At 40.7% G+C, this 24889-nt stretch carries 20 protein-coding genes; 10 read left to right on the top strand and 10 right to left on the bottom strand.

The window, feature by feature from the left end; translation table 11 throughout:
- Positions 1-11: 11 nt before the first annotated feature.
- Together CWB76_RS09955 and elbB are read right to left on the bottom strand one after the other, a co-directional pair.
- Complete coding sequence (locus CWB76_RS09955) at positions 12-404, bottom strand: c-type cytochrome (protein WP_008112730.1); 393 nt, start codon at positions 402-404, stop codon at positions 12-14.
- A 204-nt stretch (positions 405-608) separates the two neighbouring features.
- Positions 609-1256 (bottom strand): isoprenoid biosynthesis glyoxalase ElbB, encoded by a 648-nt coding sequence (gene elbB, locus CWB76_RS09950; protein WP_171039614.1) that lies wholly within the window; start codon positions 1254-1256, stop codon positions 609-611.
- A gap of 510 nt (positions 1257-1766) precedes the next feature.
- Here elbB and polA point away from each other — a divergent pair.
- The 3 genes from polA to CWB76_RS09935 all read left to right on the top strand — a co-directional run bounded on the left by polA (position 1767) and on the right by CWB76_RS09935 (position 6102).
- Positions 1767-4502 carry a DNA polymerase I gene (polA, locus tag CWB76_RS09945; protein WP_109875472.1) on the top strand — a complete coding sequence of 912 codons (2736 nt, stop codon included), beginning with the start codon at positions 1767-1769 and terminating at the stop codon, positions 4500-4502.
- 497 nt (positions 4503-4999) lie between these two features.
- A complete protein-coding gene (locus CWB76_RS09940) occupies positions 5000-5587 on the top strand; it encodes a YceI family protein (RefSeq protein ID WP_138607238.1) in 588 nt (195 codons plus the stop codon).
- Positions 5584-6102 (top strand): DUF1285 domain-containing protein, encoded by a 519-nt coding sequence (locus CWB76_RS09935; protein ID WP_138607236.1) that lies wholly within the window; start codon positions 5584-5586, stop codon positions 6100-6102. Before CWB76_RS09940 ends, CWB76_RS09935 begins: the two co-directional genes overlap by 4 nt.
- Here the strand turns inward: CWB76_RS09935 and yihA are convergent, their stop codons facing one another.
- Positions 6103-6744 (bottom strand): ribosome biogenesis GTP-binding protein YihA/YsxC, encoded by a 642-nt coding sequence (gene yihA / locus CWB76_RS09930; RefSeq protein ID WP_138607234.1) that lies wholly within the window; start codon positions 6742-6744, stop codon positions 6103-6105.
- Between the two features lie 281 nt (positions 6745-7025).
- On the opposite strand from yihA, the gene CWB76_RS09925 reads away from it, so the two are divergent.
- The 3 genes from CWB76_RS09925 to CWB76_RS09915 all read left to right on the top strand — a co-directional run bounded on the left by CWB76_RS09925 (position 7026) and on the right by CWB76_RS09915 (position 9518).
- Entirely contained in the window at positions 7026-7658 is a 633-nt protein-coding gene (locus CWB76_RS09925) for a c-type cytochrome (protein ID WP_008112717.1), read from the top strand.
- A 747-nt stretch (positions 7659-8405) separates the two neighbouring features.
- Positions 8406-8990, top strand: coding sequence for a Der GTPase-activating protein YihI (yihI, locus tag CWB76_RS09920; protein ID WP_008112715.1), 585 nt, complete (start codon positions 8406-8408; stop codon positions 8988-8990).
- 12 nt (positions 8991-9002) lie between these two features.
- Positions 9003-9518: a DUF2489 domain-containing protein gene (locus CWB76_RS09915; protein WP_010390378.1), complete on the top strand. Its 516-nt coding sequence runs from the start codon at positions 9003-9005 to the stop codon at positions 9516-9518.
- A gap of 68 nt (positions 9519-9586) precedes the next feature.
- On the opposite strand, the gene hemN is transcribed toward CWB76_RS09915, so the two are convergent.
- Together hemN and yjgA are read right to left on the bottom strand one after the other, a co-directional pair.
- Complete coding sequence (gene hemN, locus CWB76_RS09910) at positions 9587-10960, bottom strand: oxygen-independent coproporphyrinogen III oxidase (protein WP_138607232.1); 1374 nt, start codon at positions 10958-10960, stop codon at positions 9587-9589.
- Positions 10961-11076: 116 nt separating this feature from the next.
- A complete protein-coding gene (gene yjgA, locus CWB76_RS09905; protein ID WP_010390384.1) occupies positions 11077-11601 on the bottom strand; it encodes a ribosome biogenesis factor YjgA in 525 nt (174 codons plus the stop codon).
- Between the two features lie 145 nt (positions 11602-11746).
- Here yjgA and pmbA point away from each other — a divergent pair, with 145 nt between their 5' ends.
- The 3 genes from pmbA to CWB76_RS09890 all read left to right on the top strand — a co-directional run bounded on the left by pmbA (position 11747) and on the right by CWB76_RS09890 (position 15996).
- Complete coding sequence (pmbA, locus tag CWB76_RS09900) at positions 11747-13096, top strand: metalloprotease PmbA (protein WP_138569778.1); 1350 nt, start codon at positions 11747-11749, stop codon at positions 13094-13096.
- Between the two features lie 109 nt (positions 13097-13205).
- A complete protein-coding gene (locus CWB76_RS09895; RefSeq protein ID WP_054202561.1) occupies positions 13206-13685 on the top strand; it encodes a DciA family protein in 480 nt (159 codons plus the stop codon).
- A 238-nt stretch (positions 13686-13923) separates the two neighbouring features.
- Positions 13924-15996, top strand: a complete 2073-nt coding sequence (locus CWB76_RS09890; protein ID WP_138607230.1) for a M13 family metallopeptidase — start codon at positions 13924-13926, stop codon at positions 15994-15996.
- Between the two features lie 96 nt (positions 15997-16092).
- Here CWB76_RS09890 and mutT read toward each other — a convergent pair whose 3' ends face one another.
- Complete coding sequence (gene mutT, locus CWB76_RS09885; protein ID WP_054202559.1) at positions 16093-16491, bottom strand: 8-oxo-dGTP diphosphatase MutT; 399 nt, start codon at positions 16489-16491, stop codon at positions 16093-16095.
- A 70-nt stretch (positions 16492-16561) separates the two neighbouring features.
- The gene (gene secA, locus CWB76_RS09880) at positions 16562-19270 is read right to left on the bottom strand and encodes a preprotein translocase subunit SecA (protein ID WP_138607228.1); all 2709 of its coding nucleotides are present in this window, start codon (positions 19268-19270) and stop codon (positions 16562-16564) included.
- Between the two features lie 622 nt (positions 19271-19892).
- On the opposite strand from secA, the gene CWB76_RS09875 reads away from it, so the two are divergent.
- Entirely contained in the window at positions 19893-20663 is a 771-nt protein-coding gene (locus CWB76_RS09875; protein ID WP_109875465.1) for a Rossmann-fold NAD(P)-binding domain-containing protein, read from the top strand.
- Positions 20664-20858: 195 nt separating this feature from the next.
- Here CWB76_RS09875 and hutH read toward each other — a convergent pair whose 3' ends face one another.
- From hutH to hutC, 3 genes are read right to left on the bottom strand one after another with little or no spacing between them, the layout of a single operon-like run.
- The gene (gene hutH / locus CWB76_RS09870) at positions 20859-22391 is read right to left on the bottom strand and encodes a histidine ammonia-lyase (RefSeq protein WP_138607226.1); all 1533 of its coding nucleotides are present in this window, start codon (positions 22389-22391) and stop codon (positions 20859-20861) included.
- Positions 22388-24067 carry a urocanate hydratase gene (gene hutU / locus CWB76_RS09865; protein WP_138607224.1) on the bottom strand — a complete coding sequence of 560 codons (1680 nt, stop codon included), beginning with the start codon at positions 24065-24067 and terminating at the stop codon, positions 22388-22390. The genes hutH and hutU overlap by 4 nt, the downstream gene beginning before the upstream one ends.
- Positions 24068-24085: 18 nt before the next feature.
- The gene (hutC, locus tag CWB76_RS09860) at positions 24086-24814 is read right to left on the bottom strand and encodes a histidine utilization transcriptional repressor HutC (RefSeq protein WP_138607222.1); all 729 of its coding nucleotides are present in this window, start codon (positions 24812-24814) and stop codon (positions 24086-24088) included.
- Positions 24815-24889: the final 75 nt, after the last annotated feature.

Genomic DNA, 24889 nt, shown 5'->3' with positions numbered 1-24889 from the left:
CTTGGCTAATTTTAGTTAGCGGTCATGAAATCGATTGCTGCGCTTATTTCATCATCAGAACAATCCATACACGTTCCACGCGGTGGCATGGCATTAAAGCCATTGATCGCATGATCTAATAAGGTGTCTTTTCCTTTAGCGATACGAGGAGCCCAATCGTCAGCTGATTTAGGAGCGCCTAGAGCACCTGTGCCGTGACAAGCAAAACAGGCTGCTTGATATACTTGCTCGCCTGAACGAGGACCTGTTGGTGCAGCAACCGCTACTTTCTCACCTTCAAGGTAAACAGCACCAATAGGCGCTAAACGTTTTTTAATTGCATCTTCAGTCATAGAGTTATCATATGGCTGTGCGTATGCGGTGGTTGCTAGCACAAGTAATGCTGCAGCTGATAGTTTTTTCATTTTGCCTTGCCCACTTCAATTTGAACGTGATCAATCACGATTTTAAATGACGGAATTTAGACCAATTATAACTCCACTCAGTGATTTATAAAATGCTCAGAGTCGATTTTATTTATAAATACGACTAATGATTGTCTTAACTCAATAAATTACCAAAATAAAACGGGATCATTAGACATCTAAATGCGATCAGAATCCTTACGACTAACTCATAGCCAATACGTTACGTACTAGTTTTTCGATTCCTGCATCGGCATCCATAATTGATTGTGCCAACATATAAGCAGGTGTTGTAACCAGCTTATTATTTTTATCAATAACAATATCATCCACTTTACACTCAATATGCTCAGCGCCTAATGTGGTTAAAGCATCGGCCGTGTCGCTATCATTACCAATAGTGAGCTGTGGTTTATTATAAATGAATGGCAATAAAGCGGGTGCAATACACATATAACCGGTGGCTTTATTTGCTTTTGCAAATGCTTTACAAGCGCTCAGTACTTCGTCATTTACTTTCGCGTTAGTGCCATTAATAGCAAAGTCAGATAAGTTTTTAGCTACACCAAAGCCGCCAGGAATAATTAAAGCGTCAAATTGTGTAATGTCTAATTCAGCGAGTGACTTTATATTGCCACGGGTGATTCGAGCCGATTCTACTAATACATTACGCGACTCTGCCATTTCTTCACCAGTAATGTGATTAAGAGTATGGTACTGCGTAATATCGGGCGCAAAACACTGATATTTCGCGTTGTTTTTTTCAATGTGTAATAAAGTAAGCACTACTTCATTAATTTCACTGCCATCAAATACGCCACAACCTGCTAAAATTACCGCTATATTTTTCATATTATTTTGCTCCATTGAAGTCATTTTAATAAAGTTTAACACGACGAATCAGCCTATCTAAAAATTTATTTGCTGGTTTTTTAGCCGCAAAGTAAGTTGTTATGCGCTATATGCCATTTGATAACTAGTAAGGGTAAAAAAAATTATAAAGGATCGCTATGATCTTTGATCCATTATGCTAGAATGCTCATCCAGTTATTTAAATGGACGTAAATAATCAAAGTGGGTTACAACACCAGTAACGGTTTAAATGCCTTTTCCACATTGATAGAAGAATAATAAAAAAGAACCTCGAATTATCTTTTTTTAAACAAAACAATAAATTACAAACTAATCTAAGCATTTTACTATGTTTCGGATGGATAGTTTGTGGGTGTTATCTACATAGTTATCCACAAGTTGCTAAAAATGTAGCGCTCTTAATCACATTAATTCACAGTCGTTTTATTTACTGCCTTATGGCATGCTTATACTTATATTACTTTTTTGTATTTAGGATCCAATTTTACCATGGCTCAGATCCCCGAAAACCCGCTTATTCTTGTTGATGGCTCTTCATATTTGTTTCGTGCTTATCATTCTCCACCTCATTTAACTAATTCTAAAGGTGAAGCCACTGGCGCCATTTATGGCGTGGTAAACATGTTGAAAAGTTTGATCAAACAATACGATCCCTCACATATGGTGGTGGTGTTTGATGCCAAAGGTAAAACTTTTAGAAATGACATGTACAGCGAGTATAAAGCGAATCGTCCGCCAATGCCTGATGATCTGCGTACCCAAATAGCGCCGCTACATAGCATTATTAAAGCGATGGGCTTTCCATTAATTAGTATTGAAGGTGTAGAAGCCGATGACGTGATTGGTACATTTGCGCGCATTGCTTCTGAGCAACAACGCCATGTATTAGTATCAACTGGCGATAAAGATATGGCGCAGTTGGTTAATGAGCATGTTACTTTGATCAATACCATGACCGACAGTATTTCAGATCCCGACACTGTGGTTGAAAAGTTTGGTGTTGGACCTGATCTTATTATCGATTATTTAGCCTTAATGGGCGATAAAGTAGATAATATTCCTGGTGTTGAAGGGTGCGGGCCTAAAACTGCAGTTAAATGGTTACAAAAGTACGGATCGCTTCAGGGCGTAATTGATAATGCTGCTGATATCAAAGGTAAAATAGGTGAAAAGCTTGCAAAAGCGATTGATCATTTACCATTAAGCTATGAACTTGCCACTATTAAGTGTGATGTGGAGGTTGAATCTGATCTTGATACTTTTAAATTGCAAACACCGAATAAAGACGAATTAATTGCCTTATACGGTGAGTGTGAATTCCGTCGCTGGTTAGCTGAATTACTAGACAATCCAAAAGATGCTGACACACATTTAGCGGTCCCAACCCAAGAGAATGAGTTGCCAAAAGTTGAAGATGCGCACTATGAAACGATTTTAACTGAGGCCCAATTTAATACATTGATAGAGCAGCTCAATGAAGCAGAGCTATTTGCTTTTGATACTGAAACAACCAGTTTAGAGTATATGAAAGCGCAGTTGGTAGGTATGAGTTTCGCAGTAAAAGCAGGGGAAGCCGCCTACTTACCGGTTGCACATGATTACCCAGGTGCGCCTGAACAGCTAAGCCTTGAATTTGTGATGCAAAAGCTTGGGCCAATATTAGCTGACGAAAATAAAGCTAAAGTTGGTCAAAATTTAAAATATGATAAAAGTGTGCTTGCCAATGCTGGCTATGAATTAAATGGTATTAAGTTTGATACTATGTTGGAGTCTTACGTTTTTAACAGCGTAGGTACTCGTCATGATATGGACTCATTAGCACTTAAATATTTAGGCCACAAAAATATTAGCTTTGAAGACATTGCTGGTAAAGGTAAAAAGCAGCTCACGTTCAATCAAATTGAACTTGAAAAAGCGGCGCCTTATGCCGCAGAAGATGCCGATATTACTTTGCGTTTACACCAAGTACTATGGCCGAAACTTGAAGCGGATGAAAAGCTTAAATCGGTATTTGAAAATATAGAAATGCCACTAGTAAGCGTTATTTCTGACATTGAGCGCACCGGTGTTGCTATCGACAGCAATATGTTGGCCACGCATAGCCAACGCTTAGGTGAACGGTTACTTGAGCTTGAAAAAGAAGCGTTTGAAATCGCAGGCGAACCGTTTAACTTAAGCTCGCCAAAGCAATTACAAGTACTGTTATTTGAAAAGCTAGAATTGCCCGTTATCAAAAAAACACCCAAAGGCGCGCCTTCTACAGCAGAAGAAGTACTGCAAGAATTAGCACACGATTACCCATTGCCTAAAGTGATTATTGAGCATCGCGGTTTATCTAAGCTTAAATCAACTTACACAGATAAATTGCCACTGATCGTGAATGAGCAAACCAAGCGTGTGCATACTTCTTATCATCAAGCGGTAACAGCAACGGGTCGATTAAGTTCAAGCGATCCTAACCTACAAAATATTCCTATTCGCTCAGAAGAAGGGCGCCGTATTCGTGAAGCCTTTATTGCTGCCGATGGATATAAAATTGTGGCGGCCGATTACAGCCAAATAGAGCTGCGTATTATGGCGCATCTTTCACAAGATAAAGGCTTGCTCAATGCCTTTGCAAATGGCTTAGATGTGCATAGCGCTACAGCTGCTGAGGTATTTGGAGTTGAGCTTGAAGAGGTTACATCTGATATGCGCCGTAAAGCTAAAGCCGTTAACTTTGGCTTAATTTATGGCATGTCGGCATTTGGTTTGGCACGTCAACTTGATGTACCACGCCATGAAGCGCAGCATTATATTGATAAATATTTTGAGCGTTTCCCAGGTGTTTTAGAATACATGGAAACAACCCGTGAAAAAGCAGCAGAAAATGGTTACGTAGAAACTATTTTTGGCCGCCGTTTACATTTACCAGAAATAAATGCCCGCAATGGAGCACGCCGCAAAGGCGCTGAGCGCGCAGCAATTAATGCCCCTATGCAAGGCACTGCTGCTGATATTATTAAAAAAGCCATGTTAACAGTACATGCATGGGTTAATCAGCAAGCGCCTAATACGGTTAAGCTACTTATGCAGGTACACGATGAATTGGTATTTGAGATTAAAACAGAGTGCACAGAGCAATACACTCAGCAAATTTGTGAGCTGATGTCACAAGCGGCACAGCTAGATGTACCACTTATAGTTGAAGCTGACGAAGGTGATAACTGGGAACAAGCGCACTAATTTGGTATGCCAAGGATGCCTTGTCTTAGGTAAACACAACAGTTAAAAAGAATTATTTAAAAGCGCCAATAGGCGCTTTTCTTTTAGCTTGCAGGTTAAAAAAAAGTTAAATTAAACAGCAGTTTGTATTAAATCGTTAGAGGTTCGTCAATTCGCTTCGAATATCGATAATATGCTTGTATTTTTACGCTTGCTTTTGGTAAAGTGCCGCCCGTCCTCATCCTGTAGGACATCCTGTTGATGATGCATCGTAAGATGCAACGTATTGATAGCTTCTCCCCAGTTTGCTATATCGGCCTATCATATATTTGATGGGCCGTTTTTTTATAGCTTTACTCCTAAGCGTTAAATTTATTCTCTAATTGCACTTAGCGTTTCAAGTGATACCATCAGTTTACTGTGCGTTTTCTTTTTAACTCAGCGTACTAGTGATTTTTAATTTGACTGATCAAAGTATTATTTTTTCGGGTATAAATCTTTTATTTTAGGAGTGCATTATGTTTAAAACGTTAGCTGTAGCAGGTTTATCTTTATCATGTTTACTAGTTTCAGGTGTTGCATCGGCAAACTGGCAGTTACTCAACGATAAAAGCCAATTAAGTTTTGTCTCAATTAAAAAAAATAGCATTGCTGAGGCAAGCCATTTTACTCAGTTATCAGGGCAATTGAGTGAGCAAGGTCAGTTTAGCGTAAATGTTGATTTAACCTCAGCTGAAACGTTTATTCCTATTCGTAACGAGCGCCTAAGCAAAATTTTGTTTGAATCTGACACTTTTGCAAATGCAGTATTAACCGCTGACTTATCTGATAAATTGTCACTTATTAAGCAGCCTGGTCAGTACGTATTAAAAGGTGTTAGCGCCGAGCTAGACTTTCACGGTCATAAAAAGCCACTTGCAGTTGATGTACTTGTTAGTAGTGCGGAAAACGGGGATTTAAGCGTTTCATCATTTACACCTATCATTATTAATAGCGATGACTTTAAAGTCACCGAAGGGATAATGCAGTTACAAAAACTAGCCGGCTTACCTTCGATTGCTACTGCGGTACCGGTTACTTTTGCACTGACCTTTAAAAAACAGTGATTTCTCTTAACGAACTTAGTCAGCAACTAAGCGAGCCAAGTAAACCTTTTGAACAATGGCAGCCTGCTCATTGCGGGCAATTGCCACTGCTGATTGACGAGCAAGGTAAATGGTTTTATGCGGGTAGTGAAATTACCCGCCAAGCCATGATAAAGCTGTTTGCTAGTGTGTTGTGCCGCGAAGATGGACAGTTTTATTTAAAAACGCCAGTAGAGAAAATTGTGATTGAGGTTAAGGATGCGCCATTTATTATTGTAAGTTGGCATCGTGAGTCGACCTCTGATGGTGATGTTATTTGTTGTATTGATAACCTACAGCGTACCTGGCTACTAAGTCGTGCTGAGCCGCTATATATTAATAATTACAAAGGCGCTGCAGTGCCTTATATGCAATTACCCTATGGTTGTTTTGCGCGAGTTGCCAGAAATGTGTTTTATCAGTGGGCTGAAATAGCCGAAACAGATGAGCTCGGCTATTTTATTACCTCCGCGAATGAGCGGTTTTATTTAGGGTAATTACTCTGTGTCAGCAGGTGGAATTGCTACGATTGGACCTAAGTACCACTCATCTAACTTTTTGGCGACTTCTGGTAAGCCTGTGCCTTTAAGTGATGAAAATGCATGAACTGTTATATCGCCATCTAATTCACTCAATTCACGACGAACACTAAGTACCTGTGATTTACGTGGACCTTGCTTGAGCTTATCTGCTTTAGTTAATAGTGCCAATACTGGAATTTCACTACCTACAGCCCAATTAATTAAATCACGGTCTAAATCTTTTAATGGGTGACGAATATCCATCAACACCACAATACCTTTTAAGCTTTGACGTTTTTGTAGGTATTCGCCTAGCGACTTTTGCCATTTCTTTTTCATTTCAATTGGCACTTTCGCAAAGCCATAACCTGGTAAGTCAATTAGGCGCATGTTATCTACATCGGCAAGTTCAAATGTGTTGATCAGCTGAGTACGGCCAGGTGTTTTACTAGTACGTGCTAACTTTTGATCGGTAAGAGCATTAAGCGCACTTGATTTACCTGCATTTGAGCGACCGGCAAACGCGACTTCAATTCCCGTATCAGCAGGTAATTTAGTGATGTCTGGCGCGCTTGTAACGAAAGACGCAGTGTTATACTTGATACGAGATTTGAGCACAGGCTCTCCTAAAACTAAAAAAAATAACATTGGGTAAACCAAATTCACCCGTGGCGCGTATTTTATACTATAAAGTAGCTATTAAAAAGTGTCTTTGAGCATGTAAAACCGTTGCTGATGGTACATTTTAACTGGCTTAGCGATTAATTTTACTCAAAACCCTATAATTTATAGGTTTAATGTGTGTAGAAAACGTGCCAGAGAATTTAATATCGTGTAGAATATAAAAATCACAACATCCATATTGTAGATGATACAGGGTCGGAAACAGAGAATTCACCATGAAAAAAATAGCACTATCTTTAACTATATTGCTTGGTGCGTTGTCAGCAAGCAACGCAACAGCATTTGATGGCGATGTAAACGCAGGTAAAGAAAAATCAGCAACGTGTGCGGCTTGTCACGGCCCAGACGGTAATGCGCCGGTTAACATCTACCCAAAAATTGCAGGCCAACACGCAGATTACATATACAAACAACTTACTGAATTTAAATTAGGTATGACTTCGGGCGGTAAAGAAGGTCGAATGAATCCAGTAATGAGCGGTATGGCAATGCCATTGAGCGATCAAGATATGAAAGACTTGTCTGCTTACTTTGCTTCTTTGAACATGTCTGAAGGTGCTACACCTAAAGATGTTCAAGAAACAGGCGCCATGTTGTACAAAGCGGGTGACGCTGAACGCGGAATTCCATCATGTGCGGCTTGTCATGGTCCACGTGGTAATGGCTCTTCACTAGCTAAATTCCCAAAAATTTCTTTCCAACATCCAGAATACATCAAGTCACAACTTGAGCAGTTCAGAGATGGCACTCGTAATAACGACCTAAATGGTGTTATGCAAGACATTGCTAAGAAACTTACAGATAAAGACATTGAAACATTATCTAAATACCTAGGTGGTCTACACTAAAGTCGTATTTATTTAGATATTGTTAACATAATACAATGTTAAATAGACAAAAAGCAGCTTTGGCTGCTTTTTTTGTTTCTGAAATGACCGATAAAGCCCCTTCACTTGTAAGACATTGACCATACTTTAATGTAAGAAAAGTCTCATTTTATTTTTATTTTTTAAGTTAACTTATTGTAACTTATATTTTTTAACCTTTTTTGTTATGTTTTACACAAGAAAAAAGATATAAATTAGTTGTAACAAAATTATTAACGAGTAAATTAACCCCTGTCGCAACAATAATAACAAATAGGAAAACGTTATAAGGATCGTAGCGCGGCACGACTAAATAGCACATTGAGAGTGCTACTAAAGGAAATAACAAAAAAGTGTCAGGAAAGACCGAAAATAATAAAAACTCATGGAAGTTTAATAATAAAAACAAAATGGAATGCTACACGGAAGATAAATAATAATAATACGGATAAAGAAATAATAATAAAAATAATAAAGACTAAAAAGTCGAAGGGAGAAGTGTCCATATAATGGCGCTCAGATTAGCAGGCGGTAGAGATGTTTTCTCTACCGCCTTTTTATTTGTCCTGTTACAATACCCCCGTTTAAAAAAAGCATCTAAATATGCTTTGGCGTATATAGAGAAACCCAACCTCTAAAACGCAAACCGAATTCTTCTGGCTAGGCCAGCATCGCGATGCCCATTGAGTTGCGCCTCGCTCAAAACCTCTTAAGTGAGACGATCAAGATATGAGTAGAAAGAAAAAGTCACGTAAAATTCCATCAAATGGACCCGTTCGTTTAAGCCAAGATAAGCTTAAAGAAATGCGTGCATTGAAAGAGCAACGTGTAAAGAAAACCAAAGGCGCTAAGCCAGGTTCACGTAATGCACCTGATGCATTGAGTAATGACACTCAAAAAACAGGTTCGGCTGCTAAAGACAAACGTGTTGGTAGTAAAAAAGCAGTACCATTAGTTGCCCCAGCCGCTGAACCAAAAGTCGAAATGAAACGTAACCTTAAGCCTGTAGCAGAGCTTAAAAAGGCGATTGAGCCTGAGTTAACGCCTGAGCAAGAATTAGAGGCGCTTGAAAATGATGAGCGCTTGCTTAAATTAGTTGAGCGTCATGAGCAAGGTGAAATGCTAACGGGTAAAGATGCTAAATACTTTAATAGCCGTATAGCGCGTCACCAAGTGCTGTGTAAGTTATTAGGTATTGAAGATGAAGAAGAATTTGAAGATGACTTCAGTGATGAAGAAAGTAATTCAGATTTTGATCAATACCTATCAAACGACCTAGCTAATGAATGGCTAGATGACGACGAAGATAAGTAATAAGGATACGCAATGAGTACAGCAGTGATCTTAGCCTTAGTTGTAGGTGCTGCTATTATAGCGGGCTTGGCATTTTATGCGGGTCAGTTGCTCTACAAGCTAAATGTGCAAAAAAAGCTAATTAGCAAACAACAGGCAGAGCAACAGCAAAAACTTAAGCAGTCGCGTTTAAAACGTAATGCAAAGCTAGCCGATAGTATTCATTTAATTGCACGTGCGATGAATGAAAAGCAGTGTGATTACTCTGAGGGCTGTTTACGTATTTGGGTGCTGATGTCGCAATATAGTTTTGATACTGAGCGCGACTTAACAACTGCATACCCAGGCATTTATAAAATGTACGACGTGGTAAAAGAAATGCCAACTCACGATTCGCGCAAAAAGTACGCTAAAAAAGAAATTTTTAAGCAAGATACCGCACGCTGGCGCGCAGAAGAATCACTGAGTGATGAAATTGAAGCTGACTGTAAAAAAATCATTGTTGAGTTTAAAGCAGCCCAAGGCAGCGAAAACGTGGTTTTTAACTAGCACTTAGATTTTACAGCATAAAAAAAGCAGACCTAGGTCTGCTTTTTTTATGCGCGCTATTTTTTAAATTATATAACCCGTGAGAAGCGAGTGGCATTTATTTGTTTTTGTAAGTGCGCATCAAAGCACATACAAATAATACGAATAAATAAATTCCCTTTTGGTGTTACACTAATTAGGTTGTTTTCTATTGTTACCATTTCATCGGCAATTAATGGTGCGAGTGCCTCTAAGGCATCTTTAAAGTATTCATTAAAGCTGATTTTATGCCTGTTCGCGAATACGCTCATATCAAGCTCAAACTGGCAAATAAGTTGTTTAATTGCATCCGCTCGAATAAGGTCATCTTGGGTTAAATGCATGCCTTTATTAATGGCACTGCCTGCTTGCTCATCGATTGTTTGGTAATAGTGTTTTAGCTCTTTTTTATTTTGTAGTATGGCTGTGCCTATTTGCGATATTGACGAGACCCCTAAGCCTAGTAAATCACATTCTCCATGGGTAGTGTAACCTTGAAAGTTACGATGCAGTTGGCCGCTATTTTGAGCAATAGCCAATTCATTATCAACTTTTGCAAAGTGATCCATACCTATAAATTGATAGCCCGCTTGGGTCATTTGCTCTAGAGTGTTTTTAAACATAGTGAGCTTATTATGGGCACTGGGTAAATCAGCATCTTTTATTTTACGTTGAGCGGCAAAACGGTCAGGTAAATGAGCGTAGTTAAATACTGAAACACGGTCGGGGTCTAAAGCAATCAGTTGCTCAATAGTTTGCTTAAAACTCTCAGGTGTTTGTAGAGGCAGGCCATAAATCATATCTGCATTAATTGATTTAAAGCCTAATTGTTTTGCTTGGATAATTAACTGCTTTACCTCATCAACATGTTGAGGGCGGTTAACAGCTAGCTGAACTTGATCATTAAAATCTTGAATACCAAATGACACACGATTAAATCCCATCTCGCTTAAGTCAATCAGCATATTGTCAGCCAGTGAGCGAGGGTCTATTTCTATACCGCGCTCACAGGTATCGCTAAAGTTAAAGTGTTGCTCTAGTAGCTTTACTAAGCGAGTCATTTGGGCTGCGGTCAAAAAGGTTGGAGTACCGCCTCCTAAATGTAATTGCTCAACCCGATAGTCTTGAAATAGCGGCGCTTGTGCCACGATTTCTTTAGCTAAAAAATCTAGGTAGGTATCAGCTTTAGATTGATGGCGAGTAATGACTTTATTACAGCCACAGTAATAGCAAAGCTGGCTACAAAAAGGAATGTGAATATATAAAGACAAAGCACGGGTTTGCGATGATTCAATAGCGCTAATCAAATCTTGTTGCTGATAGCCGTCAGCTAACGAAAGTGCAGTCGGGTAAGACGTGTAACGCGGGCCCGATACATTGTATTTGTTTATTAAAGTTTGATCCCATTGAGGAAGTTTAATCATCACGCGCACCTTATCTTTTAAGTTGCTGCGTATTGTAAAAAAGGAAAGGGGAAGGGGGTTTGATCTACAACAAAAAAAGGTGCCGTAGCACCTTTTTAGTATGTAACGTGGCTGCGTTACATTATGGCGTCTTTTAAATACTGAAATAGCTCTTTGTAGCCTCTCGCAGGCTTTTCTGCTTTTACTTCTTTGGCCGCATTACGCACCAGTTGGCGCATTTTTTGGCGCTCAAGAGCTGGGTATTGTTCAATTGTTTCGTTGATTAAGTCATCGCCTTGCTCAATTAAATCACTGCGCAGCTGCTCAATCTTTTTGATCATAACCTCTGCTTGGTTATTTTTATTAAGCATTACATCAATGATCGCTTTAATTTCTTCAATGTTTTCTACTGTACGAAGGGTTTTTGCTATGTAATTTAAGTGGCGGCGGTATGCATCACTTTTATTACTAATTTTATCGGCAACAACCATTGCTTCTTTTAAGTCATCATTAAGCGGTAAGCGTTCGCGCTGCTTTTTACCCATTTTGGCAATTTCAGACCCTAACTGATGAAACTCTTGCGCTTCGCGCTTAAGTTCACTTTTTGATACATATATAATTTCTTCTTCAATTTCAGCAGGCTTGCCTTTTTTCTTCGCCATGGGGTGCTCTTAAGTAAAAATAACTTTATCTATTATACGCGATTCTTTTAGTGATTAATATTAGCTGATGTGGTGCAGTGAGTGTGTTAGCATTTAAATATAAAAAATGTGTGCAACATTGCCTTCTGGGCTCAGGACAGAATTTATGAAAAGCCAACACCAAGATCCAATATATTCGCAAATTTCTCAAGTAAAAGATGCCGTTTCTGAAGTACTCGAACATGCTAAAAAACTAGGCGCTACTGCTGCTGAAGCTGCTATGTCGAGCACATCAGGGCTGTCGGTAAGTACGCGTATGGGCGAGGTAGAAACCATTGAGTTTAATCAAGACGGTGGTTTAGGTATTAGCGTGTATGTTGGTAATAACAAAGGCTCCGCCTCTACGGCTGACTTAAATCCAAAAACATTGCGATCTGTGGTCGAAAAAGCCATAGATATTGCTAAATTCACCTCAGATGATCCGTGCAATGGTATTGCTGATAAAGAATTACTTGAGTTTTCGCCTAAAGATTTAGATTTATTTCATCCTTGGGATGTAAGTCCTGAGCAAGGGATTGATTTATGTCATGCTGCTGAGCAAGCCGCATTAAATGCGGATGAGCGAATTGTGAATTCTGATGGTGCTAGCTTTTCTTCACATCAAGGGCTGCGAGTGTATGGCAATAGTCATGGTTTAATTGCAGGCTACCCGAGAACACGCCATAGCATAAGCACTATGGTAATAGGCAAAGAGGGCGAGCATATGCAGCGCGACTCAGCCTACACAATTTCCCGCGATCAAGCCGGGCTAAAAGATGCTGCAAGTGTTGGGCTTGAAGCCGCTGCAGAAACCCTAGCTAAGCTAAACAGTCAAAAACTAGGTACCATGAAAGTGCCGGTTATTTTTAGAGCCGATATTGCTAACTCATTGTTTGGCCATTTAGTGTCTGCAATCGGCGGTGGCGCACTGTATCGTAAATCCAGTTTTTTACTGGATAGCTTAGGTACACAAGTGTTCAGCAAAACCGTTAATATTTCAGAGCGCCCACACTTACTAAAAGGGTTAGCATCATCACCTTTTGATAGCGAAGGGGTTAAAACTCTAGACAGAGAAATAATACACGGTGGTGAATTGCAAACATATTTATTAGCGAGCTATGCAGCGCGTAAAATGAATATGACGCCAACAGGCCATGCCGGTGGTATTCATAACTGGTTGGTTGAGCAAACCCATCAGGACTTAGCTACACTATTGAAAACCATGGGCACGGGTTTGTTAGTCACTGAACTTATGGGGCAGGGTGTAAATACCGTGACTGGTGACTACTCTCGTGGTGCAGCTGGTTTTTGGGTTGAAAATGGTGAAATACAGTACCCAGTAAGTGAAATAACTATTGCTGGTAACTTAAGAGATATGTTTAAAGGTATTTCAGCTATTGGTGGCGATATAGAGCGACGTGGTGGTATTCAAACAGGTTCAGTGCTGATTGAGCAAATGCAAATTGCGGGTGCTTAATACCCATCCACAATAATACTTAATTCAGCGAATTGGTATACACCCACTTTGTTTGCTTAAATTAAGCTTAATTTAAGCAAACTTTCCTTTGAGGTTTTTAAGGTGTGATATGGCTAAAGATAGATATGCGCCAAAACCATTAACCGACATTATGGCCGGGCTAAACAACCGTTTAGCAGCCTATGCGGGAAAAAGCCAAGCATTGGATACACAGCAACAGCTGTTACGCGATTTTTTAGGGCCTAAGCTAGGCGATAAATGTCGAGTAAGTAATTATCGTGACGGCACATTGATGATAGAAGCTGTTTCAGCTCCTATTGCTCTTAGGCTTAATTATTTAAAAATGGATATGCAGTCTCATTTTAGAGCCGCAGGTATGGCAGAGCTTGGGCAAATAAAAATTACCGCCAATCCACAAGCAACCCAACGATTAAGTAATCGTCCTAAAGCGACAGATAGCCAAGCGACTAACTCTCTTAAAATGAGTGAGCAAACGGCTGATTATTTGAATGCGATCGCCGATTCTGCCCCTCCTTCATTAAAAGAAAAGCTGCAGCGCTTAGCATTACATGGCAAAAGTAAGCCCTAGCTAGCCCTCATGCTAGGCTCTTTTTCACGCTTTGAACAAACGCAAAATACTTTGTTACATATTCGATTTTATTGTTATTTAAATCAGGTTTATTATGCTTAGCTAGTGCTTCCTAAATTAGGTTGTAGCTGATGCGTATTTCATTAAGCAGGTAATAGACTGCATCCTATTGTTGTTTTTTTGAGTTATCAAATCTTAATGAAATGCGTATTTATTCTAATTAATATACGGAATTCTTATGAAAAAAATAACAATGACTGCCGCCAGTATTGCATTGGCGTTAGGTTTGGTTGGCTGCGGCGAAAAGCCACAACAAATGAAAGCAGAATCAACCACAGTAACTGCACCGGTGGCGGCTCCTGGTGCGCTAGGTGTTGATTTACAAAATATGGATAAAAGTGTTCGTGCACAGGATGATTTTTATTACCATGTTAATGGTCAATGGTTAGCAAAAACTGAGATTCCAGGTGACAAGTCTAACTATGGGTCGTTCTCACAGTTATATGATGAATCGCAAAAAGCAATGAAAACAGTGCTTGAAAACGCCAGTGCTAATAGTAGTGCAAAACCAGGTTCAGATGAATATAAGATTGGTGCATTTTATTCTAGCTATATGGCTGAAAATGCTCGTGAAGAGTTAGGTATTTTGCCACTTGAGCCAGCTATTAAAAGCATTGATACAGTGAAAGATAAAGCCGCGTTGGTCACACTGATGGCACAGCTACAAGTTAAAGGTGGCGATCTTCCTTTTGGCTGGTATGTTAATAATGACGCTAAAAACTCAAGTGAAAATGCGCTTTATGCCTATCAAGCGGGACTTGGTTTACCTGACCGCGACTACTATTTAAAAGATGATGAAAAATTCACAAAAATTCGCGCGGCTTATCAAACGTATATCACCGATATTTTAGCTAAAGCTGGCGTTAATAATGCCGCTGATGCAGCCAAAGCGATATTAGCACTTGAAACGACACTTGCTGATGCACAGTGGAGCCGAGTGCAAAGCCGTGATGCAACTAAGTCATACAATAAAATGACGGTAGCTGAAGCTAACTCGCTGATGGGTGAGTTTGATTTAAATGCCTATTTCGAAGCAGTTGGCGTTGATGTTCAAGAGTTAATTGTGCGCCAACCAAGTTACTTTGAAAAATTTGCAGAGATTTTCAACAATACTGACTTAGCTGTTTGGCAAAACTATTTAAAATTCCATTTTGTTAGTAATTACGCGCAGCTACTTAATAAAGATTTAGTGGATTTGAAGTTTAATTTTTACAGCACCACGTTGCGTGGTGTTGAAGAGCAAGCACCACTTTGGAAGCAAGCCGTTGATGCATCAAACAGTGTACTGGGTGAAATTTTAGGTAAAGTCTACGTTAAAGAAAACTTCCCGCCAGAAGCAAAAGCACGTATGGAAGAGTTAGTTGATAATGTGATTAAAGGCTATTCAGTGGCAATTGAAAACCTTGAGTGGATGAGCCCTGAAACAAAAGTGGCGGCGCAAGAAAAACTCAATAAGTTTACCCCTAAAATTGGTTACCCAGATAAATGGAAAGATTACTCAGATTTAGCGATTAACCCTGATGAACTGGTAGGTAACTATATTCGCTACAGTGAATGGGCTTATGCAGATATGATTGCTAAATTAGGTAAGCCAGTTGATCGATCTGAGTGGCATATGACTCCACAAACAGTGAATGCTTACTACAATCCAGTGAATAACGAAATAGTATTCCCTGCGGCGATTCTGCAGCCTCCTTTCTTTAATTTAGAAGCGGATGATGCAGTTAACTATGGTGCTATTGGTGCGGTTATTGGCCATGAGTTAGGCCATGGCTTTGACGACCAGGGTGCAAAATACGACGGTGATGGCAATTTACGTAATTGGTGGAGCGAGTCAGACCTTAAGCAGTTTGAACAGCGAAGTGCTGCCTTAGTTGCACAGTATAATCAATATAAACCGTTTGAAGATGCCAGCGTTAATGGTGAGCTGACACTGGGTGAAAATATTGGTGATTTAGGCGGCTTAACCGTCGCTTATAAAGCGTATCAGCTATCGCTGGGTGATTCGAAAGCGCCCATTATTGAAGGCTATACGGGCGACCAACGCTTCTTTATGGGCTGGTCGCAAATTTGGCGTCGTAAATACCGTGATGAGGCGCTACGTAATCGTTTAATGACCGATTCACATTCACCGAGTCATTATCGCGTAATTGGTATTTTGTCGAACATGCCAGAATTTTACCAAGCGTTTGATGTTAAAGAGGGCGATAAAATGTATATCAAGCCTGAAGATCGCGTAAAAATTTGGTAATTTGAGCTGAAATTAGCTTAAACTAATCGCAAAATAAAAAGCCAGTGAGCATGATGCTCACTGGCTTTTTAGTTACTTATATGCCTGATAATAAAACTAGCTATATTTCGTTTTTATGGCGCTGATTATCTCAACATTAGCAGCGGGAAAATCATAGTTATCAAGTTCGTCAATGCCTACCCATTCGCTTGGTTGCCCTTCTGCGCCATGAGCTTGACCATTAAAGTTACTGACCACATGCACATTAAGTCGTACGCATTTATCGCCATAGTCATGCTCTATAGTGATAAGTTCGCTTGAGCTGTGAATAGTCAGCCCTACTTCTTCTAGCAGTTCACGTTTTAGGGCTTGAAACACACTTTCTCCAGCTTCAACTTTGCCACCAGGAAACTCCCATAGCCCACCTTGATGTTGCTCATCTGCACGTTTACAAATAAACAAATTGTTATTTTTTTTAATTACACCCACAGCAACATTGATGATTACTTTAGTCATTACCTCTCCCTTAAACAGCATAAAAAAAGCGACGCAAGCGTCGCTTTTTATCTAACGTAACAAAGTGGTGTTATTTTAATTTACCACAACATTGTTTGTATTTTTGGCCTGAACCACATGGACATGGATCGTTACGGCCAACTTTTGGCTCGCTACGTGCCATAACCTGAGCGCTTTGCGGTGCTTCACCACCTACGTGCTCTGCTTCTTCATGTTGATATTCGCGAGGGGCATTTTCACTTTTACGGTGTTGCTCTTCTACTTTTTCAACATCTTCTTCAGCGCGAACTTGCACTTTACTTAAAATACCGACCACATCGACTTTTAAGTTTTCTAGCATTTCAGAGAATAACTCAAACGACTCACGTTTGTATTCTTGCTTAGGATTCTTTTGTGCGTAACCACGTAAGTGAATACCTTGGCGTAAGTGATCCATTGCAGCAAGGTGGTCTTTCCAATGTTGGTCAAGACTTTGAAGCATAATGGCTTTTTCAAACTGACGCAGTACAGAATCGCCGACCATTTCCTCTTTTTGCTTGTAGGCTTGTTCAACCGCTTCTTCAATACGCTCACGAAGTTTTTCTTCGTACAGTTTATTGTCATCAGCTAACCACTGAGTAATTGGTAACTCAATTAGGAAATCTTGCTTTAAGCGCTCTTCAAGCCCTGGGATATCCCACATTTCAGCCAAGCTTTGTGGGGCAATGTATTGATCAATTACACCCGCGAGCACATCACCACGGATAGCGGTAATCGTTTCTGAAATATCACCTTCTTCAAGCAATTCGTTACGTTGAGAGTAAACAACACGACGTTGGTCGTTTGCTACATCATCGTACTCAAGTAGCTGTTTACGCACATCAAAGTTACGTGCTTCTACTTTACGCTGAGCGTTTTCTATTGCGCGGTTAACCCATGGGTGTTCAATCGCTTCGCCACGTTGCATACCTAGTTTACGCATCATGTTAGTCATGCGCTCACCAGCAAAAATACGCATCAGTGCATCGTCCATCGATAGGTAGAAACGGCTTGAACCGGCATCACCTTGACGGCCAGAACGACCACGTAATTGGTTATCAATACGACGTGATTCATGACGCTCTGTACCAATAATGTGTAAACCACCGGCATCAATTACTGCGTCATGGCGAATCTTCCATGCGGCTTTAATTTCGGCAATTTGTTCGTCAGTTGGGTTTTCAAGTTTTTCAACTTCACTATTCCAGTTACCACCCAGTACAATATCGGTACCACGACCAGCCATGTTAGTGGCAATAGTAACAGTCCCTGGTAAGCCCGCATCAGAAACAATGTCAGCTTCTTGTGCGTGGAATTTAGCGTTCAGTACATTGTGCTTAATTTTTTCTTTACGCAAAAACTGCGACAAGTACTCAGAGCTTTCAATTGAGATAGTACCTACAAGTACTGGCTGACCACGTTCTTGACAGTCTTTAATGTCTGCTAAAATGGCTTCGTACTTTTCTTCTTGCGTTAGGTACACCAAATCTGCGCGATCATCACGGATCATTGGCTTATTGGTTGGCATAACAACTGTGTCTAAACCGTAGATAGACTGAAACTCAAATGCTTCTGTATCGGCTGTGCCTGTCATACCTGCTAGCGTTTCGTACAAGCGGAAGTAATTTTGGAACGTAATCGAAGCTAACGTTTGGTTCTCGTTTTGAATTTTCACACCTTCTTTTGCTTCTACGGCTTGGTGTAAACCTTCTGACCAACGACGTCCTTCCATAGAGCGACCTGTGTGCTCATCAATAATGATAACTTCGTTTTCTTTAATAACGTAGTCAACATCTTTTTGGTAAAGCTTGTGTGCACGAAGAGCTGCATAAACGTGACTAAGTAGCGTGATGCTCGCTGCTGAGTACAGTGAATCACCTTCTTCAATTAAGCCGCGCTCTGTAAGAAGCTCTTCAACTTTTATTTGCCCACGCTCAGTTAGGTGAACTTGCTTAGATTTTTCATCGATAGTGAAATCGCCATCGCCTTCAATCCCTTCCTCATCTTCTTTTTCTTGTAGTTCAAGTAAAGGAACAATGGTATTTATTTCAGTGTAAAGCTCTGAGCTGTCTTCAGCTGGGCCTGAAATAATAAGCGGCGTTCGCGCTTCATCAATTAGGATTGAATCCACTTCATCCACTACGGCATAAAATAATGGGCGTTGAACGCGCTCATCAATGCTAAATGCCATGTTGTCACGTAGGTAGTCAAAACCAAATTCGTTATTGGTACCGTAAGTGATGTCAGCTGCATAAGCTTGTTTTTTCTGTTGTGGCATCATGCCCGGAACATTACAACCAACGGTTAAGCCTAAAAACTCAAATAGTGGACGGTTGGTTTCAGCATCACGCTTGGCTAAGTAGTCATTCACGGTAATGACATGAACGCCTTTGCCTGTTAAGCCATTTAAATAAGCAGGAAGCGTTGCTGTTAGGGTTTTACCTTCACCAGTACGCATTTCTGCAATACGGCCTTGTTGTAAAACCATACCACCTAATAATTGCACGTCGAAGTGACGCATACCGTTTACACGCTTTGACGCTTCACGTACCACAGCAAATGCTTCTGGTAGAATATCGCCTAAGCTTTGTCCGTTATCGTAACGTTCTCTAAACTCAGCTGTTTTAGCTTTTAAATCTTCATCTGAAAGCGCTTCTAGTTGCGTTTCAAGTGCATTGATCAGTGCGACCGTCTTTCTTAGGTTTTTAATAGTGCGGTCATTGCGACTACCAAAAATCTTGGTAAATAAATTAGATATCATGATAAAACCGTTACAATGTGTTTTTTTGCTAGCCGTGCATCGGCTAACCCATTTTTTACAATTGATAATTAATGTATTCTTTGAATTAACCTTTAGGACACATTAATTAGCAATTTTGTATTAAGCTGCTTAAAAAGCACTGTTTATTACCTGCGCTACTATACCAGACTCTGCTAAACATCAAACTACCTCTATAAAAAGATCTTCATTTAAAACAGAAAAATGAGATCTCGCTCATGAAAATAGCGTTATGTAACGAAACTTGATTAAAACTGCAGATAAACAGACTCTGAAGATATGGTGTTGAATAAATTAAAAACAAGAGCAAAGCGCTTAAATTTCACCCTTAAATGCTTTGCTTGCGGTCATCGTTTTTTAATCTTTAAATTGAGCAATAATTTTATTAATTACTCTCGGTAGGTCACTTAAGCCATACGGTTTATCGGCAGGTGCATATACATGGTAGCGGTATTATTAAATAAGCTACTAATCGCAAATGAAGCGTGTGTTAATATCTTATGCAATCAGCGTTTGCTAATATTATTTTTAGTAGTATAGAGTTCATCATATTTTTTGTTGCTATAAAACGCGTTGATTGAGTTTTAATAAAAGGGAAAATAAAGTGCAAACCAACAAAGATAACTTAGTAGTCCTTGGCGCTGGCTGGCTTGGCCAAGCCTTATGTATTGATGCACAAAAACAAGGTTGGCAAGTGCAAGGAACTCATCGTAGTGACACTCATCAATTTGATTTTGAGCGTCAGTTTGTTTTACAAAACGGCGAGCTGCAGCATCAAGTAGATTTACAAAATGCGTATTGGGTATGTGCTATACCGCCGCGCAGTCGTGACAGCGAAAGCGATTATTCACAAGTGTTGGAACAGGGGTTAAAGCTGGCAACTGAGCTTAATTGCAAAGGTTTTTTATTGTGCTCATCGACTGGAGTGTATGATCAAGAGCCCGGAGTTTATAGTGAAAGTAGCGATATATCTGGCACTAACGAACGACAAATAAAGCTCTATGATGCTGAAGAGCAAGTTCTTGAACAGCAAGGTAAAGTACTGCGCTTAGCTGGGTTGTTGGGGCCAAACAGAGAGCCGGGTCGGTTTGTGGCGGGTAAGGAACTCAACACCTCTAGTCAGCAAGTGGTGAACATGGTGCATCAACAAGATGTGATCAATGCTATTTATGCGGTACTTAACAATTGGTCACAAGGGCAAAGCATTTATAATGTAGTTAACCCTGCGCACCCGAGCAAAGCAGATTATTATGCACAAAAATGTGAGCTGTATGGCACACAAATGCCAAGTTTTAGTAGCGATGAAGTCGCTGAGCGCAAAGTTATTGGCTCAGCGATAGAAGCGCTGGGTTTTAGTTATCAGTATGGTATTTAACCTGAACTCTGAATAATAAATCTATCTCAAGCAGCTATTTTCAGTGCTAACTGCGTTGAATTTACTTGCAATAGGCGAGCTATTGACGCGTAATTTCGCCTTGTTTTCACTGGAAATCTCTGGCTAGAGAAAATAAACATAAATATCATATTGATTCAATACGTTAGTAAATCTCTTAACCAGAGTTCAGGCTATTTAATAAGAAGGTAAAGGTGAGTGGCTTATGAAGTCGCACAACTTACCTTCACTTAGTAGTGTGTTAGCCGCTTCGATATCGGGAGCAAAGTAGCGGTCTTTATCGTAATAGCTAACATGTTGGCGTAGCAGTGCCTTCGCATTTTCTACCTGCTTACACGCATGTAGTGGCGCTCTAAATTCTAACCCTTGAGAAGCACTTAGCCACTCAACGGCTAACACGCCTTGCGTATTATTAGCCATATCAACTAAGCGCCTAGCGGCAAAGGTTGCCATAGAGACATGGTCTTCTTGGTTAGCTGAGGTCGGTAAGCTATCTACCGAGGCTGGGTGTGCTAGTGACTTGTTCTCAGAGGCGAGCGCAGCTGCGGTCACTTGAGCTATCATAAATCCTGAATTTACCCCACCGTTTTCAACTAAAAATGGCGGCAATTTTGATAAATTAGAGTCAATAAGTAAGGCAATACGTCGCTCAGCTAAGGCGCCAATTTCGGCAATGGCAATCGCAAGATTATCAGCGGCCATAGCAACGGGCTCAGCATGAAAGTTTCCACCTGAAATAATATCCCCCACATCGGCAAAAACGAGTGGGTTATCGGTTACCCCGTTTGATTCACATATTAATACTTCGGCGGCTTGGCGTATTTGGGTTAAGCACGCACCAAGTACTTGCGGTTGGCAACGCAGGCAATAAGGGTCTTGTACTTTTTCACAATTAATATGTGAGTCACTAATTTGTGAGTGGGTGCTTAATAGCTCTCTAAATACGTGCGCGGTATCAATTTGCCCTTTTTGACCACGAACCTCATGAATACGAGCATCAAACGGTGCGCGACTGCCCATGGCGGCCTCAATACTTATAGAGCCAATAACACAGCTTTGTGCGTACAAATCTTCTGCTCTAAATAAGCCCTGCAGTGCGAATGCAGTAGAGGCCTGTGTGCCATTTAATAGTGCTAAGCCTTCTTTAGCAGCTAATGTCAGTGGCTCTAGCCCTGCAATTTTTAACCCCTGTTCTGCGCTTATTAGCTCTCCTTGATAGCGCATTTTCCCTTCACCTAATAAAGGCAGGCACATATGAGCAAGGGGGGCTAAATCGCCCGATGCGCCTACTGAGCCTTTTTTAGGCACGCATGGGTACACTTCATTTTTAAGTAGTTGTATAAAAAACTCAATGACAGCTAGACGAATACCAGAATAACCCCGTGATAAAGAATTTACTTTTAGGGTGATCATTAATCTGACCGTGCTGTCATCCATTAACTCGCCAATGCCCGCAGCGTGTGAAAGCACAATACTGCGTTGTAATAGTTCTAGCTCATCATTCGCTATTTTAGTATTGGCTAATAAACCAAAGCCGGTATTAATACCATATACAGTACGCTGCTCGTTTATTACGTCTTGAACGGTTTGGGCACTGGCTGCTATTTGTGTGGCGGACTCAGTTGCCAAAGTTAAATCTACGGCCGATTGATTAATTTTTCTTAAGGTATTTAATTCAAGCTGACCCGGTGTGAGTGTGAATGAAATCATGACTTATCCTTGTTAAGCATAGGTAGGTCTAGGTTTTGTTGTTGTGCACAGTTTTTTGCAATGTCATAACCAGCATCGGCATGGCGCATTACACCGGTAGCGGGATCGTTCCACAGCACTCTAGCAAGGCGTTGCTCTGCTTCATCGGTACCATCGGCAACAATAACTACACCTGAATGCTGGCTAAAGCCCATTCCAACGCCGCCACCATGATGAAGCGATACCCAAGTAGCACCGCCTGCGGTATTGAGCAGGGCATTTAATAAAGGCCAATCAGAGACTGCATCGGAGCCATCTTGCATGTTCTCTGTTTCACGATTAGGACTAGCTACTGAGCCTGAGTCAAGATGATCGCGGCCAATAACTACTGGTGCTTTAAGTTCACCATTTTTAACCATTTCATTAAAGGCAACCGCTAAACGCGCGCGGTCTTTTAAGCCAACCCAACAAATACGTGCAGGCAAGCCTTGAAATTGAATTCGCTCACGCGCCATATCAAGCCAATTATGCAAATGCTTATCATCAGGAATGAGCTCTTTTACTTTTGCGTCTGTTTTGTAAATATCTTCGGGATCGCCCGATAGTGCTACCCATCTAAATGGGCCAATGCCTTCACAAAATAATGGACGAATATAAGCAGGTACAAACCCAGGGAAATCAAATGCATTTGCTACGCCTTCTTCGAGCGCCATTTGACGAATATTGTTGCCATAGTCGGTAGTTGCTGCGCCTGCATCTTGTAGTGCCAACATCGCTGTTACTTGAACAGCCATTGATTGTTTGGCTGCTTTGACCACTGCTTGTGGATTATCGATTCGCATTTTTGCTGCATGCTCCATACTCCAACCTTGTGGTAGGTAGCCGTTAAGCGGATCATGGGCTGAGGTTTGATCGGTGACTATATCGGGAGTAATACCACTTTTTACTAAGGTACTAAAAACATCAGCCGCGTTACCAAGTAAACCCACAGAAAGCGCTTCACCTTTTACGCAGGCATCGGTTATTAATTTTAATGCATGCTCAAGATCTGTGGCTTTTACGTCGACGTACCCTGTTTTTATTCGAAAATCGATACGGCTTTCATCACATTCCACCACTAAGGCACTAAAGCCTGCCATGGTTGCAGCTAATGGTTGTGCACCGCCCATTCCTCCCAGGCCACCTGTTAATACCCACTTACCTTTGGCATCGCCTGAAAAATGTTGTTTTGCCATAGCTACAAAGGTTTCGTAAGTGCCTTGAACAATCCCTTGAGAACCGATATAAATCCAAGAGCCAGCGGTCATTTGGCCGTACATCATCAAGCCTTTTTTATCTAACTCGTTAAAATGTTCCCAGTTAGCCCAATGCGGAACAAGGTTAGAATTTGCAATTAATACCCGCGGTGCGTTGCTATGAGTTTTAAATACCCCCACCGGTTTACCTGATTGCACTAATAGGGTTTCGTCATCGTCAAGGCGCTCAAGCGTCTCAATTATTTTGTCGTAGCTTGGCCAGTCACGGGCAGCACGGCCAATGCCGCCATACACCACCAAAGCTTGCGGGTGCTCGGCAACATCAGGGTCTAAATTATTCATTAGCATGCGTTTAGCTGCTTCGGTTTGCCAGCTTTTAGTAGATATTTGATTACCATGCTGTGCGCGAATTGTGCGTTGTGTGTCCAGTCGATGATCCATTATTCACTCCTGTTAAATTTAAGCGTTATGGGCTTTATTATTGTTTTTAAATGTTAATTGTCCGCCCAAGCGGTACTTACTGCCTGGCGATATAAGTCGTGCAAAACTAACAATTCCGTTTACCGACCAAGTACGGCGTATTACTTGTAAACAGGGCTCTTCGTTATATAAATTAAGCCATTGGCACATTTCACTATTTGGCGTAATAGCCTCTACCGTATGCCTCGCTTGCGTTAAAGGAGCAACTGTTGATAAGTATTCGTGCGGGGTAAGGGCGGTAAAATCTTGTTGTAAATAATCTTTTGCAAGGGGCGGATTTACAAAGCGCTCCTCAACTTGTAAGGGGCTGTCGTTTTCATTATGAATAATGACACTGCGATACACCACGCTATCTACCTCTACACCTAAAGCAATTGCAATTGGCGCGACGGCATTAATCGATTCTAATACTTGCACTGTGCAGCTGTAGTTTCCGTTTCGCTCTTTTACTTCATTGGCGATGTTTTTTATTTCAAGTAATGACGACTGAGACTTGAAGCTTGCTACAAACGTTCCCAGGCCTTGGCTACGGGTTAAAATGCCCGCATCAGTGAGTTCGCTAAGTGCCCGACGTGCGGTCATTCTGCTTACTGTAAACTGTTTGGCTAGTTCGTTTTCTGAGGGGACACGTTGGTTTTCAAGCCAAAGCCCACTGCGTATTTTGTCCACAATAAATTGTTTTATTTGCGTAAACTTAGGTACTGGCATAAATATTTTTAGTATATTAAAAATGAACAATACCTAGTAAGATGGCATAATCATCTTGTATATACAAGATGTGTT

Source organism: Pseudoalteromonas sp. S1609 (genome assembly GCF_005887255.1).
Lineage (GTDB): Bacteria > Pseudomonadota > Gammaproteobacteria > Enterobacterales > Alteromonadaceae > Pseudoalteromonas.
The sequence above is the reverse complement of the archived record's forward strand: the minus strand, read 5'-3'. Positions and strand labels throughout refer to the sequence as shown.